This is a genomic window from Cohaesibacter gelatinilyticus, from assembly GCF_900215605.1.
Lineage (GTDB): Bacteria > Pseudomonadota > Alphaproteobacteria > Rhizobiales > Cohaesibacteraceae > Cohaesibacter > Cohaesibacter gelatinilyticus.
In genome coordinates this window covers 109293-127705 of the sequence record NZ_OBEL01000006.1, presented here as the reverse complement: position 1 = coordinate 127705, position 18413 = coordinate 109293, and the positions used below count along the sequence as shown (strand labels likewise).

General features: G+C 50.2%; 22 protein-coding genes and 1 tRNA gene. 14 read left to right on the top strand and 9 right to left on the bottom strand.

Annotation, left to right across the window (positions count from 1 at the left end):
• Window positions 1–450 precede the first annotated feature (450 nt).
• Together CRO57_RS20165 and CRO57_RS20160 are read right to left on the bottom strand one after the other, a co-directional pair.
• A complete protein-coding gene (locus CRO57_RS20165) occupies window positions 451–2295 on the bottom strand; it encodes a hypothetical protein (protein ID WP_097155314.1) in 1845 nt (614 codons plus the stop codon).
• A gap of 8 nt (window positions 2296–2303) precedes the next feature.
• Window positions 2304–2999, bottom strand: a complete 696-nt coding sequence (locus tag CRO57_RS20160; protein WP_097155313.1) for a hypothetical protein — start codon at window positions 2997–2999, stop codon at window positions 2304–2306.
• Between the two features lie 149 nt (window positions 3000–3148).
• Here CRO57_RS20160 and CRO57_RS20155 point away from each other — a divergent pair, with 149 nt between their 5' ends.
• The 3 genes from CRO57_RS20155 (at window position 3149) to CRO57_RS20145 (ending at window position 6112) form a co-directional block, all read left to right on the top strand.
• Window positions 3149–4567: a pentapeptide repeat-containing protein gene (locus CRO57_RS20155; protein ID WP_097155312.1), complete on the top strand. Its 1419-nt coding sequence runs from the start codon at window positions 3149–3151 to the stop codon at window positions 4565–4567.
• 102 nt (window positions 4568–4669) lie between these two features.
• Window positions 4670–4912 carry a hypothetical protein gene (locus CRO57_RS20150; RefSeq protein ID WP_097155311.1) on the top strand — a complete coding sequence of 81 codons (243 nt, stop codon included), beginning with the start codon at window positions 4670–4672 and terminating at the stop codon, window positions 4910–4912.
• A 60-nt stretch (window positions 4913–4972) separates the two neighbouring features.
• Window positions 4973–6112, top strand: a complete 1140-nt coding sequence (locus tag CRO57_RS20145) for a pentapeptide repeat-containing protein (RefSeq protein WP_097155310.1) — start codon at window positions 4973–4975, stop codon at window positions 6110–6112.
• Between the two features lie 17 nt (window positions 6113–6129).
• On the opposite strand, the gene CRO57_RS20140 is transcribed toward CRO57_RS20145, so the two are convergent.
• The 4 genes from CRO57_RS20140 to CRO57_RS20125 all read right to left on the bottom strand — a co-directional run bounded on the left by CRO57_RS20140 (window position 6130) and on the right by CRO57_RS20125 (window position 8496).
• Complete coding sequence (locus tag CRO57_RS20140; protein ID WP_170956185.1) at window positions 6130–7233, bottom strand: DUF7146 domain-containing protein; 1104 nt, start codon at window positions 7231–7233, stop codon at window positions 6130–6132.
• The gene (locus tag CRO57_RS20135) at window positions 7226–7690 is read right to left on the bottom strand and encodes a hypothetical protein (protein WP_141401289.1); all 465 of its coding nucleotides are present in this window, start codon (window positions 7688–7690) and stop codon (window positions 7226–7228) included. Before CRO57_RS20135 ends, CRO57_RS20140 begins: the two co-directional genes overlap by 8 nt.
• A gap of 171 nt (window positions 7691–7861) precedes the next feature.
• On the bottom strand, window positions 7862–8287 hold the full coding sequence (locus CRO57_RS20130) for a helix-turn-helix domain-containing protein (protein WP_097155307.1): 426 nt from the start codon (window positions 8285–8287) through the stop codon (window positions 7862–7864).
• Window positions 8284–8496: a helix-turn-helix domain-containing protein gene (locus CRO57_RS20125; protein WP_141401288.1), complete on the bottom strand. Its 213-nt coding sequence runs from the start codon at window positions 8494–8496 to the stop codon at window positions 8284–8286. Before CRO57_RS20125 ends, CRO57_RS20130 begins: the two co-directional genes overlap by 4 nt.
• Before the next feature lie 95 nt (window positions 8497–8591).
• On the opposite strand from CRO57_RS20125, the gene CRO57_RS20120 reads away from it, so the two are divergent.
• A complete protein-coding gene (locus CRO57_RS20120) occupies window positions 8592–8921 on the top strand; it encodes a helix-turn-helix domain-containing protein (RefSeq protein ID WP_097155305.1) in 330 nt (109 codons plus the stop codon).
• A 1-nt stretch (window position 8922) separates the two neighbouring features.
• Here CRO57_RS20120 and CRO57_RS20115 read toward each other — a convergent pair whose 3' ends face one another.
• The gene (locus tag CRO57_RS20115; RefSeq protein WP_097155304.1) at window positions 8923–9534 is read right to left on the bottom strand and encodes an SLATT domain-containing protein; all 612 of its coding nucleotides are present in this window, start codon (window positions 9532–9534) and stop codon (window positions 8923–8925) included.
• Between the two features lie 169 nt (window positions 9535–9703).
• On the opposite strand from CRO57_RS20115, the gene CRO57_RS20110 reads away from it, so the two are divergent.
• Genes CRO57_RS20110 through CRO57_RS20100 form a run of 3 tightly spaced genes read left to right on the top strand, consistent with a single transcriptional unit; the run spans window position 9704 to window position 10708 of the window.
• Window positions 9704–10039: a hypothetical protein gene (locus CRO57_RS20110; protein WP_097155303.1), complete on the top strand. Its 336-nt coding sequence runs from the start codon at window positions 9704–9706 to the stop codon at window positions 10037–10039.
• Window positions 10036–10338 (top strand): hypothetical protein, encoded by a 303-nt coding sequence (locus CRO57_RS20105; protein ID WP_097155302.1) that lies wholly within the window; start codon window positions 10036–10038, stop codon window positions 10336–10338. Before CRO57_RS20110 ends, CRO57_RS20105 begins: the two co-directional genes overlap by 4 nt.
• Entirely contained in the window at window positions 10322–10708 is a 387-nt protein-coding gene (locus tag CRO57_RS20100) for a helix-turn-helix domain-containing protein (protein WP_097155301.1), read from the top strand. The genes CRO57_RS20105 and CRO57_RS20100 overlap by 17 nt, the downstream gene beginning before the upstream one ends.
• Window positions 10709–10710: 2 nt before the next feature.
• Here the strand turns inward: CRO57_RS20100 and CRO57_RS20095 are convergent, their stop codons facing one another.
• Window positions 10711–11166 carry a hypothetical protein gene (locus CRO57_RS20095; protein WP_097155300.1) on the bottom strand — a complete coding sequence of 152 codons (456 nt, stop codon included), beginning with the start codon at window positions 11164–11166 and terminating at the stop codon, window positions 10711–10713.
• Between the two features lie 145 nt (window positions 11167–11311).
• Between CRO57_RS20095 and CRO57_RS20090 the strand changes: the two genes are divergently transcribed.
• From CRO57_RS20090 to CRO57_RS20080, 3 genes are all read left to right on the top strand, one after another.
• Entirely contained in the window at window positions 11312–12496 is a 1185-nt protein-coding gene (locus CRO57_RS20090) for a site-specific integrase (RefSeq protein ID WP_097155299.1), read from the top strand.
• Between the two features lie 93 nt (window positions 12497–12589).
• Entirely contained in the window at window positions 12590–12790 is a 201-nt protein-coding gene (locus CRO57_RS20085) for a hypothetical protein (protein WP_097155298.1), read from the top strand.
• Between the two features lie 182 nt (window positions 12791–12972).
• Window positions 12973–13049 (top strand) — tRNA-Arg (locus CRO57_RS20080).
• 88 nt (window positions 13050–13137) lie between these two features.
• Here CRO57_RS20080 and CRO57_RS20075 read toward each other — a convergent pair.
• Window positions 13138–14463, bottom strand: coding sequence for a HupE/UreJ family protein (locus tag CRO57_RS20075; RefSeq protein WP_097155297.1), 1326 nt, complete (start codon window positions 14461–14463; stop codon window positions 13138–13140).
• A 279-nt stretch (window positions 14464–14742) separates the two neighbouring features.
• Here CRO57_RS20075 and CRO57_RS20070 point away from each other — a divergent pair, with 279 nt between their 5' ends.
• From CRO57_RS20070 to CRO57_RS20055, 4 genes are all read left to right on the top strand, one after another.
• Window positions 14743–15984, top strand: coding sequence for an HlyD family efflux transporter periplasmic adaptor subunit (locus CRO57_RS20070; protein WP_097155296.1), 1242 nt, complete (start codon window positions 14743–14745; stop codon window positions 15982–15984).
• On the top strand, window positions 15981–17156 hold the full coding sequence (devC, locus tag CRO57_RS20065; protein WP_097155295.1) for an ABC transporter permease DevC: 1176 nt from the start codon (window positions 15981–15983) through the stop codon (window positions 17154–17156). Before CRO57_RS20070 ends, devC begins: the two co-directional genes overlap by 4 nt.
• An 8-nt stretch (window positions 17157–17164) precedes the next feature.
• Window positions 17165–17881, top strand: a complete 717-nt coding sequence (locus CRO57_RS20060; RefSeq protein ID WP_097155294.1) for an ATP-binding cassette domain-containing protein — start codon at window positions 17165–17167, stop codon at window positions 17879–17881.
• A gap of 92 nt (window positions 17882–17973) precedes the next feature.
• Window positions 17974–18354, top strand: a complete 381-nt coding sequence (locus CRO57_RS20055; RefSeq protein ID WP_141401287.1) for a hypothetical protein — start codon at window positions 17974–17976, stop codon at window positions 18352–18354.
• Window positions 18355–18413 lie beyond the last annotated feature (59 nt).

Sequence of the window (18413 nt, the reverse complement as noted above, 5' to 3'; positions counted from 1 at the left end):
ATGAAATCATATGTTTATAAGAATAGTTCCACAGTTCCACTAGGGACACCTGTATATATGTATGTATGTGCGCGAGCGCATACGTGTGGCTATTTGGGTGTCCCCGTGGAACTTTTGGACTAATCGTCTGATTTCATTTGTTGAATTTGGGGACACTAGGTGTCCCCAAGGTGTCCCCCGTGGAACTTTTAGTGTCCCCAATGCCCCCGGACCCGTCAGGAAGCAGGGACAGCTCCGCAGCAAGTTTGACCATACGGCCGTTCACTCCTGGTCAACTGTCCGCTAGCCCGGCAGGGCTTTTGCTCCCTTGCAAAAGCCGTGACGTGGCGCGGTCCATCTGGACAGTTAAGGGTCTGGGAAACAGAGATAAATTTTTTAGAGATCATTGGTTATCTCCATGGGGCGTCATTTTTTGGCTAAGAGGGTCGGGGAGTAGGAACTAGATGGGTTTCATCCTTCCTCCGATAGCTGATCAAAGGCGGTCAGATTGACGAGCGTACATCGCCTTGAAATGCCGCCAATCTTCATCTTGTTGACTTCTTTGCTGAAATTGATGACCTCAGATGGCCCTTGCCGTAGCGCATCGACCCAAACCTCTTTGGCCCAGCGCTCGCCTTCAAACAGTTCGTTGAGGGCAGGGCCTTTGTTTGGAATAGCAAGGTATTCACTGTTGGGGTCCAGATAGGGCTGGCCATACTGGTCTGTCTTTTTGCGTTTTTCCTTTGGCAAAAAGCCAAGATCAACTTGCGCCAGCATCTCTCTTGTTTCGCTCAGTGACATGAAAGTGTTGTTGCTATCTCGATATGCTTCCAGCACAGCTCCAATTGAATGCTGTTTGCCATTGCGCCAGGTGTTCACGCGGCTGGTCAGCAAATGCTCAAGGCAATCTCTCCAGTTCTCACTGGATGTTTCTTTTTCACTCAGGTTTGCAGCAGCCAAAAGCTCAGACCAACCGGACAAATCGTCAGATCGATAGCCAAGGTCTTCCAGTCCGTCATCCCCCAGCATCAAATGGGCGCATGCCAGCAAAGTGCCAAACGTGTCTTGCCCTCGTCCTGCATGACCACCCTGTTTGAGGACTTGGCTATATGCGTCCCAGGTCTCATCAAAACGTGCCCACTGGTCGGCCAGTCTTCTCAGGATTTTCGCACCCGCATGTGGGGGCAATGGGGGAGGAGCCTTGGCTTTGTTGAAGTCGAGCTTGCCAATGGAGAGAAACGCCATTCTGGATTTGTCCGCCGGTGTCATTGGTGGTGGATTGATGGCAGAAAAGAGAAAGCAGGATCTGGCATTGAATTCAGCAGAGGAATGATCTTGTGCCCCGCGTAGCTTCGCAGCGCCGCTAGCGGCAAGACGCGCCAGATCGACAACAGCCGACACTTTCCGGTTATCGGCCGTGGCTTCCAGTTCATCAATGGCGACAGGCAAAGAGCCGCTACCAACCCGCGAGTAAATCCCGGCTGCAGATGCATCGGCCGACTTGACAAGAGTGCTTCCCAGAATTTCGGCCATCAAACCATGCAGTGTAGATTTGCCAACAGCCATATCACCAACGAGAAACACGGACGGACGCCACACCAGGGCACCGCCAATCATGGCAGCGCCAAGCCAGCCGAGAAACAGAAATGGATCCACGTCTGGCCGTTGCCAGTTCCAGGTCTTCAAGCTTCGAAACAGATCGATGGCCGGATTGTTCTCTAGAGTGATTTCTTCATGCCACGGTTTGCCGATGGGCGGCCGTCGAGGATAGAAAAACTCCCCCACCTCGCCGGTCTCGTGCCGCTCACCATTCATCCAAAGGCAATCCCCACAATGAAGGATCAGCTTGCCATCTTCACCCTTCCAGGCTCCCAGTCCGCGCACCTTGTCGACAGCATTCCATAGGCCTTTATTCGCCGCAGCTGTATAGAAGGTTTCCTTGATTAGTTCACCATTCCAGTTCTTAATCTCATTGCTTTTCAGGGTCTTTTGCGGCCATGCCCAATAGGCATAGTTGATCCTGTTGGCGAACAAGCGCTGAATATATCCGCGTCCAAAGCTTGATGGAGTAACGGCTGCCAATTGCCCCATGGCATCGATCATATAGATGATATCGCCATCCATGCCCAAAGGCTCTACCGGACAATCTGGCGGCAAGCCCAGTTCGTCCGGCTCCCAGTCTCCCGGTGGCACGTCATTGCGATATCCGCCCGGTTTCGGGTCAGGGATAGCCGCCTGCCGCCGACCGGCAACATTTGTCACCCTGTCTATTGCCGGTTGAACCAGATCTTTTATTCTTTCAGCGCCTGCACTCACGCTTCACCTCAATTCTTGTCTTTTTGAGTGCGAGGGATCGAAGGTGTCCGTGCACCGCCGCGCTTTGGTTTGCCCTGGTGCTTTACCGGTTGCTCGCCAATGCTCATCGGCTCATTGTCCGGCGTTGGTTCTTTCGCCTGGGCCGGAGCTTTGGGTGCTGGCATGGACTTGATGGCGTCTGCCGCAGCTTCAAAGACAGGGTCTTTCGCCAGCGGTCCTTCTTCCATCGTGATGGCCCGGTCCTCTTCCGGAATTGGCTTGCGCTCGCTTGATGTGGCGCGTCGCAGTTTGGCTGAAATTTCCCGTTGCTCAATCTCGATATCAATGAAGACAAGGCGACAGACGCGAGCAAACAGCGTGTAAGCCAGGCAAATCTCGAATGCCTGGTCAAAATAGCTCGATGCTGGCTGATTGTGTAGGTTCAACTCAGCCGCTTTGCGCCATAGCTGCTCACCAGACACATTCTCATGTCGATGACAGACATATTTGGCCAACTGATAAAGGTCATCCGCTTGGTCTTGGGCTTCTGTATCTGCCGGAAGCATATACAGGCTGTACCAGCGCTCTTTGTCCTGGCCTTCTTCCGCGTCCACCCCGGCCACCTTGGCAATCAGGCTGAAGGCCGCCATATGTGCCACATCGCTTGCATAATCCACGACATCGATGTCCAGGAGTGAAAGTTTTTCAGTTATGTTTTCAGACATAGCTTTTCCTTTTCTCAGACGGGTCAACACGCTGCGGATTTCGGGTTGAACAGATGATTGGAATTTGCGGGGATCTGCCCTAATTGCGAATTGGGTGTGTTTGCTCTATAGCTGCAACTTAGCGTTTCTTTGTGTTTTGGGGCGACTGGATGATGGATGGCCGCTTGATATTGGCGTTTGCTTTGGGTGCTGGCTCTGTGCTGGCTGTGCTGCTTTGGTTCTTTCTGGGTGATTTTGGTATCACCTGGCCTGCCGGTTTGGAGAGTCAGGAAAGCTTGTCTGCAATCGTTCGTAACTGGGGTCTTCTGCCTCTGGCGCTCATTGGTATGGGGTTGGCTGTCTGGCGCTCCAAAATTGCAAGTGATCAACGTAATATAGCGCAACAAGCCCAGTTCGCAGATCGCTATGCGAAGGCTGCATCCATGTTGAGTGACAGCGCACTTTCTATACGAGAAGCTGGAATTTTCGCTTTGAAGGAACTCGCGTTGGCAGATCCAGAGGGCCACTATATTCCAGCACAAAGCCTTCTCTGTTCTTTCATTCGTGATAGAAGCAAAGTCTACCAGCCAGACAATCAAACCTTGCCCCCTGTCCCGAAGAGTGGCTATGATTCCACTCAATGTGAAAGTGATATCAAGGAAGCTCTGCGCGCTTTCTTGATGTTGCGAACGCCTGAGACTAAAAATATCGAAGATCGTCAAAAGTGGAGGCCTGACCTGAATGGATCCCATCTTGTCGGAATTGATGTTCGGTATGCTCGACCTGATCGTTGGAAGAGAATTCGCGTGCCCAATGAGGTAATTCCTGCTGAGGGAATTCCCATTCGCCTGGAATTTGTTGGGGCAGATCCCGTTAGGGTAGATCTTAGCGGGGTAAACCTCATGGAGGTAAACCTCAGTGGGGCAAAGCTCGAGGGTGCAGACCTTAGTGAGGCAAATCTTGGTAGAGCAGACCTTCGTGAGGCAAGCCTCTTTGATGCAAATCTCAGGGAGGCAAATCTCGTTGGGGCAAACCTCGGGGAGGCAACCCTCAGCGGCGCGGATCTTAGCGATGCAGACCTTAGTGAGGCAAACCTTGTTGAGGCAAAACTCGAGAGTGCAAACCTCGGGGAGGCACGCCTTGTTAGAGCCGACCTTCGGAAGGTAAATTTCGTTGGGGCAAAGCTCAATAGTGCAAGCCTCTGGGAGGCAAATCTTTTTGGCGCGTGTCTCAATGATGCCGAGCTTGGGAGGGCAGTGTTGAATGAGGTAGACCTTAGTGAGGCATATCTCTACAGGGCTAATCTTAGTGGCGCACGACTCTGCGGGGCAAACCTCAGAAGGGCACAGCTCGACGGAGCAAATCTTAGTAATGCATGTATGTGTCGAACAAGTCTCAGCGATGCAAACTTCAATGGAGCAGACCTTAGTAAGACATGCATGTGTGATGCAAGTCTCAGTGGGGCAAACTTCAGTGGGGCGAACCTGAATGGGATATGTCCCAATGGAGCTAGGCTCATTCAAGCAATCACTGAAGGCACACAAGGATCTAATGTACAGATAGATAGAAAGGACATCCCTGAAACTTGAGTTGCCCGGCGCGGCAAACCCTTCCAATTCCCCCCACTCTTGACTCCAATTCCGTTCAAAATCTAAAATAGAACATAAAATGAACAAATTGGAATTTGAGCCATGTCCCAGCGCAAGAAATGGAAGAGGGAGATTTTCCCGCCGCATAAGGTTGAGGTGATCGATGAGCTGAACGAGCTGCACAAATATTGGCTTCAGCGACGCGTTGAGCTTGGTGTCCATCCAACCAGCGAACACCACAAGATCCTGGACCGCCTCGTCGACGATATTCGTCGGACGGTTTTGGATCTGGGGGGCGAGCTGCCTAAAAACCATCCTTGCCAACGGTGGGAAGAATATCGGTAAAGCCTTTGGTGGTGTTTTGTCTGATTGCACGCGCTTGGGAATCCAGCTAAGACTGCTTGTATGAGTGACCAACGCAATACAAATTACTGGCTGTTCTTCTGGCCAACGGCAATCACTGTCTCCCTGTTTAGTCTGAACCTTATGCTGAATGGCTGGCCCGACTGGAGCGACTGGTTGGACAAGTTGGCCAAGCATGAAAAAGCGACCGCTGCTTTGCGCAATATCGGTCTGATTTTTCTTGGAATAATTGGTTTGGGTTTGGCCATTTGGCGTACCAAAACAGCCAGTGATCAGCGCGATATTGCTAACAAGCAAGCGCAAACGAGCATTGATCAGATTCGGATTGCACAGCAAGGGCAGTTTGCTGATAGATACGCCAAAGCTGCTGCCATGTTGAGTGAAAGTGAGCTTTCGGTAAGAGAAGCGGGTATTTTTGCTTTGAGAGAGCTTGGCTTTGCAGATCCAAGAGGGCACTACTTTCCAGTCCAAAGCCTTCTTTGCTCCTTCATCCGAGATAGAAGCAAGAGTATGCGGGGGGATACTGGATCTCCACCTCTCGTCAAAGATTATGGTAAGGACCACAATCAGTGTGAGGGTGATGTAAAAGAAGCTTTGAGAGCTTTTATTGATCTGAGAACTAGTGAGAATAAAGCTCGCGAAAAAAGTAAAATGTGGACACCAGATTTGAGTGGTGCGTACTTTGCTCAACTCGATCTGTCGCTGGTGGATATTGATTTGTCGGGGGTAAATCTCCAAGGTGCAAATTTCATTGATGCCCAACTTTTTAGGGCTGACTTTAGTTACTCTAATTTTTCTGATGCAAACTTTAGGGGTGCAGACCTTGATCTTGCAGAGTTTAAAGGGGCAGACCTCTTTCGTACAGATTTCAGCAAGGCAAGTTTTCTGTCGACTGTTTTTACACGGGCGAGCTTGGATGAAGTAAATTTCGGCTCGGCTAACCTTGAAGGAGCTCAACTCAATGATGCAGAACTCGTTGAAGTAGATTTTAGGGATGCGCGACTTAAAGATGCTGATTTTAGTAGGGCGCATGTCAGCAATGTAAACCTCAGTGAGGCAGACCTTACGGACGCTATTTGGGCCGGTGCAATAATAAGAAATACAGACTTCAGCGAGGCAATTACTGATGGGATAGATTGGAGTGAAGTTAGCATAGCCTCCGAAGACATCCCCAAACCATGAAATATTAAACTCCCCCATCACACACCTCCCAACAAATCATTCATGTCTTTTCCGCAATTGCTGCTGACGACTTCGACCGGATATCCGGCCCGTTTGACTCTCTGAAAAGCGCGGTCAAACAGCGCCTGTGCTTCCGGCTTGTTCCAATCATTGTCCTTCAGCAGGACAAAGGAATTGAAGCAGGGATGCAGGGGAAAGGTTAGCAAATTGGGCAAAGATCCAGCAGCCAAAACACGCGCTTCCGGAACACCGAGGGCAACAGAAAGCCCGTCTTCTATTCCCTCGCCAATAACGCCAGGCGCGGCCAGTTTTCGGGCAACCATGGTGTCAGGGTTCAAATTGCCCTTGCCACGGGTCATCCAAATGGCCGCGCCTGCCGTGCGGGGAAACATGAGCTTTGCTTTGCTCTGGTCTTCAATGGGGGCTTTGCCGCACCCGTCCGGGGCAATGAAGGTGTAATGCAGCGCCTGAAGGTGACCGTCAATATTGTCCATGCGTGAGACAATGGCCGGGAAAGTGGGGCCAGCCTTCACCTTTTTGCGCTTGCCGCCCTCAAACTCATAGTCTGCTAGCAACCAATATTCAGCTTCAGGCAGGAAATGACAGAAGTCTGTTCTGTTGCGGATCTCATCAAGCGGAATGCCGCGATGCTTGAAATAGACCTCTCCCAGACTGCCCTCGATGGGCAAGGTCTTGTTCCAGGTCTTTTGTGCCTGCTGGATGAGATATTGCTGACGCCGGTCATCTTTCGCTTTTTCCAGCTTTTCCCGTTTCTTGATCTCTTTGATATATTTGGCCCGGTCGGCCTTGCTCATCTTTTTCCAGCCCAGCCAATCTTCTGCCCAGGCAAGCGCGGCCGACCGGTCTTTTCCCATGCCCTTGCAAAGCGCGATCAGATCGATGATATCGCCCTTTGCGCTGTCATCGGCATAGTCCTTGAAGCAGCCTTTGGCTGGTCCAGTCAGCCAGACAACAAAGCTACCCGCTCGCCGGTCATGGCGCACAGGACTTTTGACGGTATAATTGCCGCCCGATCGCTTGCCACCGGGCAACAGATCCAGGACCAATCTGTCGACGCTATCCTGCAGGGCAGATTTCACTTCCAGAAGACGACTAGCCATGATCCCCTCCAAACAACATGACGGCCGCATGTTTCAGCAATTCATCGATATCGGGATTGTCCCGGCTGTCTTCGATAGAGCGCAGCGCTTTGCTGACCGCCTGTTTTGAAATTCCGGCCAATCCAGCCGCCACCACAAGCGGCACATCCATTTCAGTGACGATCAGATAAAGCGCACGTTGCCGGCACTGGCTTGCTTTGGCTTTGAACGGGCTTTGTTTGTCTTGTGTCTGCGGGTCATCCTTCAGCACGTCCATAATGTTCAGATTGGCCCATGCGGCCATCCAGCCAAGCAAAAGATGATAGACACTCTGATGCGCATTGCGGGATCGTGCATCCAGTTCCTGTTCTTTGCCAAGGATCTGCAAAGCTCGATCCAGGGCGCGAAGACTGGATGGTTTGGGATCTGTTACACCATTCATCCAGCGATACCATTGCCGTTCACGAATGCTTGCCACGGCGCACAATTCAGAGATTGAAATATTTTTTTTGGATCGAATGCGCTCAATGCGCTCCAATTTGTGGACAAATGGGAATTTTGACGCACTTTGTGCGCCATCGGTTGACAAAAGACATGTCTTTTTGTTTGCCCTAAATCGTCGTTTTTGCCGCCGCCGCTCGTTCATGGCCTATTTCAGTCTCCCTTTTGCCGGGTGACTGGCCCGTAATTGCTCCAATGCCTGACTGATCTGTTCCAGTCCGTCGATTGCCTGTTGCTCGACCTCGGTGCGTTGCAATCGCTCCACCCAGTCAAAGCCATCGCGCTCCATGCGCCGTATGCCGTCGTCATCCAGCGCTGCCTTCAGCAGGGCAGGGCCATAGGCAACGAGCAGCGCAATGAAATGCTCCAACCGGGGGGCAGACAAGCCAGCCAACCATCGCTCGACCGTGCGGGGCGGTATCTTGGCTCGCCCCGCCACCTGTTTTGCGGTGTGGACCGGGTGCTGCCTCCGCAGAAAATCCGCCAGTCGGTCGCGCACCAATGCCTCATGGGCGCAATGCAGCGTGTTGCGATGCGTAGTTTTGACCGGCAGAAAGATGGGAAGCTTGGTCATGACTGGCACCGGATATGTTCTGGAAGCCAGTCATTAGGTGTGACTTGTCGCTTGGTGACCTTCACGATCTCCAGCATTGCGGGCCATTCGGGAATGCGCCCTTGTTCATAGCGGCTGACAGAGGCCTTGGTAACGCCAATCAGCTTGCCAAACGCCTCTTGTGACAGCCCGCGCGCCTTGCGCCAATTTTTGAGCGGGTGATTTGCCATGAATAGATTGGTCACATATATTGTGACTTTGGTCAATCCAGAAAGTCACATATACGCACAACGACATATTTGCAAAAAGTTGCAATATTGGTGACATGACCAAAAGATTCGGGAAAAGTGCTGGGGAACGCCAAAAGTGGTATTTGCGCGAATGGCGCAAATACAGGGGGTTGACCCAGGAGCAACTAGCAGAAGCTATCGAGAGTACAAAGCAGACGGTGTCTAGAATGGAAAGTGGGTATTCTCCCTACAATCAACCATTCTTAGAGGCATGTGCTGACGCGCTTGACGTGAAGGCTTACGAGCTTTTGCTTGGCGCACCTTCTTCAAATGCTACCGTTGAGGAACTTTGCTCGAGTCTTCGCGCTCAACCGACAGCAAAGCTTGAGAAAATCAAGTCGTTTCTCGAATTGCTGGATGATTGATTTAAGCGATCTGGATTCTCGTCAAATACCAGAAGAGCGTTAGAATAATAAAAATGAACGCCAAACCACTTGTGGTATAAATGGCGGGTGAGACAACAGAGAGCCATGTTGCAAAAGTGCTGTTCCACCAGTTGCTCCCCTTCTTGTTGTCTGGGAATAGGTCTGGTTCTAATCTAATCGTGAGGTAGTAGTCGCAACGATCATGATTCATGTCGTAGTTCGATAGGACTTCTTCATACAGCTCAAGTGCTTGCGCATGCTCAAGCCTATCATTTAGCAATTTTGTGTATATTTTGCTGATCTCTCGTCCGCATTCGTGCGCATTAAATGCGCCTTCTGCTAGTCTGGAGACCGGATCAGTGTGTGACAGATAAATTGATAGTGCTGATACTCCGATTACAAAGCCTCCAACTAGTTTGGCCATGTCCGCACTAATTTCAACGCTATAGGCTAAAGATAAGACACCTGCGAACAGAGTGAACATCGACAGCACGTTCATAGAGTTGGATTTTACATCCGCTTTCTTCTCTAGGCGCTTTGCCATTTGGAAACGGGTGCTTCTTGTGACGCGCATTCTTCTTAGTGCTTTTGTTTTTTGGGCTTCTGAGTTCATGGCTCTGCGGACGGTTTGAGTTTGGTTTTGATTAATCTACCTATGGATTTATAAACTAGCAATGCAATTATGTAGTTAAGTTTAGTCACAATATATGTGACTTATAGTTTGACATTGATGTCACATATATTGTAACAATCGGTCATCATTCACCACCGGATGTATGGCTATGTTACCCAATCAGACCCAATCAGCACCGCTTGAGCGGTTGCAGCCTTTAACACTGGACCGCTTTCAATTGGTCCAGTTGTTGGGCACCAGCGAGAGTGCCTTTGACCGCGCTCGTCGCAAGCTCGAAGACAATCACTTTCCTTTAAAACTCCCTGGAATGCACAAATGGTCTCGCCCGGCCGTCGTTGCCTGGATCAAGGCCAGTGGCAACAAAGACCTGATGCATCGCATCCTCATTGGCGAGCCGCTCGATGATGTTGTCGAGAGTGAGGAAGTCGATATCCCGGGCATTCCTGAGGATCTTGCCAATCGCTATGGAGGGGATGCCGCATGAAGGTCACTCTGCCAGCAGAATTGCGCATCACCTTCTTCCCCACGCCAGGGGATGATAACCGCAACAGTCATTCTCTTCTCTCCAATATTGGAGAGATCAGCCTCAATCAGCGTGATCGGGTGAAAGTTCTCATGTCATCCAATGGGCGCGAGATCGATCTGCATCACAGCAATGACGCCATCGCCATTGTCGATATGCAGGAGATCATCGCCGCCATCGTCAACGCCACATTCAACCGCATTGCGGGTCCGGAAATTCTGGAACCAACCAAAGGCCATTACCATGCTCAAGAAATATAACAGTGAAAATCCGAACCCGAATGATATCAAACTAGGCGCACGCCTGAAGCTGGCCCGCAGTCTAGCTGGCATGAGCCAGGAGAAACTGGGATCGGAGCTGAAAATCACCTTTCAGCAGATCCAGAAATACGAGAAGGGCACAAACCGGATCAGTGCCAGCCGCCTGATCGATTGCGCCCGTATCCTCAATCAGCCGATCACCTTCTTCTATGAGATAGAAGAGGAGGCCAAGAGTGAGCAAAGCCAAAGCTGGCTGGATGTCGTGCAATCAGACCATGGCCTGAGAGTTATGAAGATTCTTGGCAATGCCAGCGAAGCCCAAAAAGACAAAATCCTTCGCACCGCCAGGATCATTGCAGAGCCGGGTTAGGATTAATTACGGCCCCTAGACATAGTTGGGAAAACATTCTTACAGCGGGGACAACTATGCGTTCGAATTTTGTATCCCTTAAGTTGACCAGGCTGCAAGATCGACTTCTTGCCATCAGTATAGCAGTTAGCGCACAGATAATGCTCTGGTTCTTCGCCTTTCATCGATGGCTTCAACGCATAAGCGAACGCCCCGGTGAAAATCTCCTGCATCTCATAGCGCTCTTTGTCAGCTTCCCAGTGTTCCATCTTTCCCAGCCGTTCTTCAAGCTCACCTTTTTCCTTCAGCGCTTGCGCATAGAGAGATTGAAGCGAAATCAATTCTTTTGAAACGGAATATAGGCTGTCGTTGAGAGCGACAACGGCAGCGTTATATTCCTGATTTTCTTTGATTTCCTTGACAGTTTTAAGCAGCTCGATGGAAGTGGCAGTGCCACTGAGTAAAGCCATTACATCCATGATCGAATCCCCTTCTTCAGGGGGAATTATATCGGGATCTACAACTTATAAGAATATTTGGTTTTCAATTTCTCCTATTCATACACGTCAAAACCGGGGAATGGAGACCGCAGCAAAAGGGCAGGGCCCGAACTAGGATTGTCCCATGGCCAAAGTCACGATCAAAATCCCTCATGTTGTCTGGAGAGACGGCCGTCCACGCTTCGTGCCGGGGCCGGGCGTGCGCAAGCTTGGCTTGCAGGGACAGGATCTGAAAAAGCCTGATGGTTGCTGGCTGGATCTGAATGAGACCATTGCCTGGTCTAAGGCCAAATGCACGGAAATAGCAGAACTGCGCAAACCAAAGGAAGAGGACAAGCCAAAGACCCGAAGAAGAAAAGCCAATCTGTCTGGCTTTCTGTCATTGGGCGAGCTGTTGGTGAGCTGGCGCAAGAACCAGAATGTGAAAGCCAAACAGACCGGCAAGCCAGCCAGGAAGACAAGAGAGTGGTACGACAACAATATCGCTGTGCTGGAAAAATATGATCCCGATTTATGGCTGCTTCCGGCCATCTCTGTCACGCCGGTCTTTGCCTATAACTTCTATGAGAAGCTTCGTCAGGATAAGGGCGTGCATATGTCCAAGGCGATTATCTCCACCATCCGGCCTGCCTATGCCTGGGGCGTGTTGAAGGGATATGTGAAAATCAATCCCTTTGGCAATCTGAGAGTACAGACACCACCGCCAAGGGTGCGTGTGGGCAGCATAGAGGAAATGAAGCATCTCATTGCCACGGCCGATAAAGAGGGCAGGGCGGATATTGGGGATGCAATCTTGCTTGGCCTTTGCACCGCGCAACGCCAGAATGACCGGTTGCTGCTGAAACTGGAAAAGCGCATCGAGGGATATTTCCTGTTCCGGCAATCAAAGACTGGTGTCATCGTGCAGATCCCGGAAATCCCGGATTTGATCAAACGGCAACAGCAGGCTATGGAGAGGCGCACCAGAGCGCAAAAGCAGATCCCGCAGTTCCTGATCAATGAAAAGCAGAGCAGGAAATGGGGAGCCGATGGAGACACCTATCGAAAGGCGTTTCGCAAGATCTGTGACAAAGCAACCGAGACCATGCCAAGCCTGAAAGGCTTCAGGGATCAGGATCTGCGTGATACATCGGTGACCTGGCTCGCCAATGCTGGCTGCACGGTGCCGGAAATCAGCTCCATCACGGGCCATAGCATCGAAAATGCCAACAAGATTTTGCGTCACTATCTGGCCCAGACACCGGAACAGGCCAATAGTGCGATTGGGAAGCTGACATCCTACTTGCAAGAAAAAGGCGGCTTGCTTTGATTTTTAGCAATAAATTCAATTGGTTGTAAACAAAATTGGATTTTATTTGTAGTTGCATAAAACTTGAATCTTCCCAGAAAAAAGTCCAGAAAAATGCATGATTTACTTATCTCAGAATTACAGGATCAGATCAGCACCCTGACCGGGTTGAACACGGCAGCCATCTTGCTGGATGGATATCCGGCCTCTCAATATCAGCTTATGCCTGCCATTCATTCTTTGCACAATGCAATGAATACGTGTCTGTTGACGACGCAAGCAAGCCTTGAAAAACTTGAGCAAATCAGCCCTTAATCAGAAACGCGTTTCTGCCATTCTCAAGACCCAAGTCTCATATGAGACGTGAGACGCACTAAAAAGGCCTCACAGGGTCTCACAAGCTAGCCCTTTGGCGCGAAAGAGAAAATAGCGCCAAGGGAAAAAGAATAGATATTTCCTTGACATAGGGGATATTAAAAAATAGAAACACGCCGGACGGCCCCTTAGCTCAGTTGGATAGAGCAGCTGACTTCTAATCAGCAGGTCGAGGGTTCGAATCCTTCAGGGGTCGCCAATATTTTCCATGTTTTCTGCGTGAAATTTCATATCGCTGTATTGTGCCGTTGATCAAACAAGTTCCAGTCGAGGTCTTGCCTGTTTGGTTACAGAGCCAAAGCTTCTGTGAGACTTTGAGTACGCTCCCAGCACCAATAGAGAGACAGGCCTATTGCTATGCTGGCGCTGATATAGGCCAGCCCTTTCGGTAGAACAGGATTGAGCTTCTTCGTTATCCAGAGCAGGGCAAAAACAGCCAATACAATCGCTATCTGCCCAATTTCGACGCCGATATTGAAGCCGATGAGGGCCAGCCAGAGTTGATTGGTTCCACCACCCAACAGATCGCCTAGTACGAACGAGAACCCATAACCATGAATGAGACCGATGAATGCAGCCATCAGGAAGAGGTTTCTTTTGATTGATGTCCGGCTACTCGCCTCGGATGGAGATCGTTTCAAAACGAGGATTGCAGCATAGAGAATTGACAGGGCGATGGCCGTTTCAACAGCTGGGATAAACCATGCCCCTTGCGGAGAATAGCCGAGATTTCCCAAAAAGAGGGTGACACTATGACCGAGTGTGAAGCCAGTGACAGACCAGAGAATTGATGTGGAAATACCCGATGCCAACGCAAGACAGACTACGAATAGCACATGATCAAGGCCGATGAAGATATGCCAAATTCCTTGCCAGGTGAAGTTGCCGAGAGAAGAAAGCCATGACCCATCATATTGGACAGGTACAAGCATCTGACCGGTGAATTGTGTGGTACGTGGTGGATCGAACCGATGATCCATCGCTGCATTATTGATGGTGATTTGGGGTGGTAAGCGGATTTCAGGTAGTATGGATTGAATACTCAGAGTGCTATCTGGTTGATCGGTCGGTATAAAGATCTCTACATCCAACAAAGCATCAACGATATAGATTGGCTCGTCACTTGTACCATCTGGTTGCCTTTGGAAATCTGCCAATGCTTTTGAGGCTCCAGCAGGTGTTACAAAGTCCGGATGTTCTGCTTGAGAGAAAAAGGCGGCTCTTCGGGCTTGGCCTGCAATTGCTTCGCCATTGATGGTGAAGGCGTAACCTTTGGCCAGAAAATCTGCCAATTCTGCTGTCTTCTTTCTCGTGCTATCCTGATTCAGTTGGAAATAAGGGACGCCATCTATCACTTCCTTTTTCAGGAAGGGGGGAATTTGATCATTGTTTTGATCTTGGGGGCGCACCAGGAAGTTTCCATAGGCTAGGGGACCGGGAATTCGCAGATAGATCAGTAAACCTGCCTCACCATCCTCTGCTTTGGTTTTTGTAATATGAATCAGTCGTGCTCCTGCATCAGTTGTAAAATGTGCTTGAGCGTGGGCTCCGAATAAACCAGATAAAGAGAATGCAAGACAGATAAGCAAGGCGATGCGGGTGACAAGAGACATGGTTTTTTCCAGAATGAGGTAGTAGCAATCAGCTTACAAGCTGAAGGTAAAATGTGGAGCGAAGATGTGGGTGTCACATATAGCTTGTTCTACAATATCATTTGCATCTAGCACAATTGATCCCTTGTCAAAATCGTGGGCAAGAATTTTGGAGAGAGGAATGCCATGGTATGTATTCTGGTATTGGTACTGCTGGATACGTTTTATTACAAAACTCCGATTGCTGCGATGTAGGCTTTACTTCTATATTTTAGAAAAAACAAATATAAGAGATGTTTGATGGATAATAAAGTTCTCTCCGCTCTGCCGCTAGAAGATGCTGGCATTGATAAACAGGGATCCAGCCGTCCGGCCAAGCGCCGGTATGGGCGCTATATCTTGCTGCTTCCTGTTGCCATGCTTTTGATGTTTACCGGCGCGGTAGTGGGGATGTACTTTCAGCCCCCAGGATTGCAGATTTTTTATCGGGCGACAGGACTTGAGCCAGGTGGCGGCACAGAGAACAAGTTGGCGGCACCAATCAATTCTGTTGTGACCGAGCAAGATATTCAAGCCTTGCGGGATGGTACCATTGTTGCTTTGGGGAAATTGCAGCCCAAGGGTGAGGTCTCCACTATTGGCATGCCTTATGGGGCAGGGGATGCCCGGGTGGAGAGCTTATCTGTCTCCAATGGTGATTTTGCGAAGAAGGGCACCATTCTTGCGGTTTTGGATAATCGGCTGGCGCTTGAAAATAGCGTGAAATCTGCTGAAGCCGAGGTTCTGGTGTCTGAAGCTTCATTGGAACAAGTCAAACTGTCCATTGCTGCCAGCCGGGCCGAGAATGAAGCAGAGTTGTGGCGGGCTGAGGCCAATTCAGAGCTGGCATCCGCAGAACTCACTCGGACCAAGGCTCTCTATGAGCGTAAAGTCGCAACACTTGCGCAATATGACAGGGCAAAGGCCGAGGCACAGCGAGCGGAGCTGGATATTGCTCGCAAACTTGCGACCGTGAAGCGTTTTGAAACCAATGGTGTGATCAGTCAGGCAGATGTGGAGCTGGCGTCGCGCAAACTTGTGTCAGCGCGGACTGCCTTGGAGACTGCTAAAAACAACCTTGAAAAGTCACTTGTACGCGCGCCGTTTGATGGGGTTGTGCTGGAAGTTCTTGTGCAGGCCGGAGAACGCCCGACTAGTGCAGGGGTTCTGGATTTTGGCCAGACCCAGACCATGACGGCAGAGCTGGAGGTTTACCAGAACCAGATTGGTCGAATTGCTCTTGGGGATTCGGTGCTTCTGAAGGCTGAAGCCTTGCCTGAGGATTTGAAAGGCGAGGTTATGGAAATTGGTTTGCAGATTGGCCGCCAGAGTCTTTTGACCTCTGATCCAGCTGCCAATACCGATGCGCGAGTGGTCAAGGTACAGGTGAAACTGGATGATGCGTCTTCCAAACTCGCCTCTCGTTTCACCAATCTGGAAGTTTATGGTTATGTCACCTCTGCCACCCAGAGTGCGGGTAAGGCTGAAGGGGCAGGCCAATGACTGCTTTTCTGACATGGTTGCTCGGCCGTATTCCCATCGGCTGGCTGCAACTGACCCATAACAAAGGGCGCTTTTGGGTGGCTTTATTTGGTGTGGCCTTTGCCAATGTGTTGGTATTTGTTCAATTGGGCATGCTGGGGGCGCTTAACAATTCTACCATTCAGCCCTATCAGTTGCTTGATGCGGATATCATTATCTCGGCATCCGATTCCAATACCTTGCTGGATGGGGGCAATGTTGCCCGGCAGCATATGCTGCAGGCCTTGGCAATTGCAGATGTAAAATCAGGCGCTTCAGTTTACTTTGGTAAGGTCGACTGGCGGGTGACAAATGATCAGATCTCCGCCATGCAAGTGGTGGGTATGCCGATTGAGAGCGTTGATTTCATTGCACCAGCATTGCGACCTTCCTTCCTGCATTTGTCTCTGGCGGATACCGCTCTGGTGGACCGAAAAACGCGTGGTGGTACGAAGGAATTTTTTGACAATCTCTCACCTTTAACTCCTGCCATTTATGAGCTGAATAACAGGCAGGTTAAACTGCTTGGGGCCATGGAGATCGGAGCGGGATTCAGTGCTGATGGCAACTTGTTGATGTCTGATCAGAGCTTTCTACGCCTTTCTCAGCAACGAAGTTCAGCTGCACCCAATCATATTCTTTTGAAGGTCAAGCAAGGAGCCTCCATCGAGCGGGTCGTGACTTTGCTGAAAAACCTGCTGCCTGAAGAGGATCTTCTGATCAGGAGTTTCAATCAGGCAGCTGCAGATGAGCAAGCATATCAGACCTCGGTCAAACCGGTAGGCATCATCTTTGGTTTTGGCACCATCATTGGCGTTTTGGTCGGTATTGTGATCGTCTACCAGATCCTCTCGACAGATGTTGCCGATCATCTGAAGGAATATGCGACCTTCAAAGCCATAGGCTATAAGCAGGCTTTTTTCCTCGGTATTGTCTTCGAGGAAGCTTTGATCCTGGCGGTGCTGGGTTTTATACCCGGAACGTTGGCTGCCATGGGGATTTACAAGTTGCTTGCCTTGAAATCGGGATTGCCTGTAGGACTTACCCTGGGGCGGGCCTTGATGGTGTTCATCGGCACCATAGTTGCCTGTTCCATATCAGGAGCGATTGCTACACGGCGTTTGTCTCAGGCTGATCCTGCGGATCTATTTTGAGGGTGATCATGCTTCAAGCTGCAAAACAAAAATCACCAATCTTACTCACGGGCGTCAATCATTGGTTTGGCATTGGTGAAGCGCGCAAGCAGGTCATCTTCGATGTTGATCTGGAGATCAATCCCGGGGAATTGACCATTCTCATGGGGCCATCTGGCTCTGGCAAGACAACTTTGCTGACCCTGATGGGATGTTTGCGAGAGGTGCAAAAGGGAGATTTATTCCTGCTGGGGCATCAATTGCGCGGCGCTGAAGAAGAGGAGAAGGAGTTCTTGCGCAGGCAGTTGGGCTTCATCTTTCAGGCTCATAATCTGCATGAGAGTTTGACTGCGACCCAGAATGTTCTGATGGGGCTTGCGGTTCATCCAGCTTCAGATCGTGTTGAGCGACAGGTAGAAGCTGCTCACCATATTTTGTCGTCGCTCGGATTGGAGGATCGACTGGACTATCTGCCTGCCAACCTTTCTGGTGGGCAGAAGCAACGTGTTGCGGTAGCGCGGGCTCTGGTCTCGCGTCCTGATATCGTCTTTGCAGATGAGCCGACGGCTGCGCTCGATAAGGAAAGTGGTCTGGCGGTGGTCAGAATGCTCAAAGGCATGGGAGAGGCATTTGGTACCACGACGCTTATGGTTACCCATGACAATCGCATTCTTGAGCTGGCCGACCGGATCATCACCATGGAGGAAGGGGCTATCGTCAGTGATAACGTTAACCGGAAGATTTAGGGCGTTAAGTAGTTCTCGTTACAATTTTTTATTAAAATTGCGCAAAAATCACGGCTTGTTCTGATGCTGCAGCTTTGAAAGGTGCTGAGATTTTGCGTTTTGTCAATCCCCTTCGCGAGATTTTCGTAGTGGTGATGCTGGGCGCATTGTGTCTTTTGCCTCTAACCAACTTTGCACTGTCCCATGCTGACTTGTCTGCCTCGCTCGACCATGTTGCGCTTGATGATAATAATGATCATCATCATCATGAGCATGCGGGTGACGAGCATGTGGATCACGATCTTGGTTCTGGTTCAGCCAAACATGTCCATCATTCCGGTGATCAGAACCATTGGCCGGGAATGAGCATTGGCCGCATTCATCTTTCAACGCCGCTCTTTGTCGATATCCAGTTTTCAGTGCGAGGGGATCTGCCTCTCGCTATCCTTCAGTCCCTTCCTGATCGACCTCCCAGGATTGTGAGTTTGTCTTGAAACATAGATCGAATAACAGTGATTTGTAGCACTGATGTTTGATCCTTCATCCGATTGCC